Below are 764 nucleotides of genomic sequence, written 5' to 3'. Positions count from 1 at the left end.
CGCAAAGTCTGCATCACGAATACGTGAACGAGCCGCACTCACGTTCTCAGAGACGTTCGCTTGGTTACGAATGGTCGCGTCTAAACGGTTTTGCACCGCACCGAGCTCCGCTCGCTTGCCATCAACGGCATTCAGCATGGCATCAGCCGCCGCAAGCACTTCTTGGGCTTTACTTTGCGTGCTAATACTGATTCCACCCGCGCTTCCCCCCTTAAACACATCAGCAGCACTTGCAACCGTCGCAATACCAGATACGGTAAAACCACCTGCTTGCGTCAAACTAAAGCCTATCGTTTGGTTTGCGTTCGCACCCACTTGAAAAGTACCGCTGAAGCTACCATCCAGTAATTTAGTGCCTGCAAAGGTGGTGTCTTGCGCAATTCGGTTGATCTCCGCCCCTAATTGATCGACCTCTTTTTGCAGCGCCTCACGATCTTGTGCAGAATAAGAGCCGTTAGCGGATTGCTGAGACAGCGTACGCACGCGCTGCAGCATACCCGTCACCTCATCCATCGCCCCTTCAGCAGTCTGTGCTACAGAAATACCGTCGTTTGCGTTGCGATTACCTTGATCTAACCCGTTAACCTGAGACGTCATTCGGTTAGAAATCTGTAAACCAGCCGCATCGTCTTTGGCACTGTTAATACGCAGACCGGAAGCCAAACGAGTGTAAGAGGTATCCAGTGACTTGGAGCTATTCATCAGGTTGCGCTGTGCGTTTAAAGATGAAGTGTTGGTGTTGATATACATAGCCATAAATATAT

General features: G+C 50.4%; 1 protein-coding gene. It reads right to left on the bottom strand.

Annotation, left to right across the window (positions count from 1 at the left end):
• A partial coding sequence (locus tag CUC53_RS06270; RefSeq protein ID WP_100293364.1) for a flagellin N-terminal helical domain-containing protein occupies positions 1–756 on the bottom strand: 756 nt, incomplete at its 3' end.
• Between the last annotated feature and the right edge of the window lie 8 nt (positions 757–764).

The organism is Aeromonas cavernicola (genome assembly GCF_002795305.1).
GTDB classification, from domain to species: Bacteria; Pseudomonadota; Gammaproteobacteria; order Enterobacterales; family Aeromonadaceae; genus Aeromonas; species Aeromonas cavernicola.
Note: the sequence above shows the minus strand (reverse complement) of the source record. Positions and strands in the feature narration are given on the sequence as shown.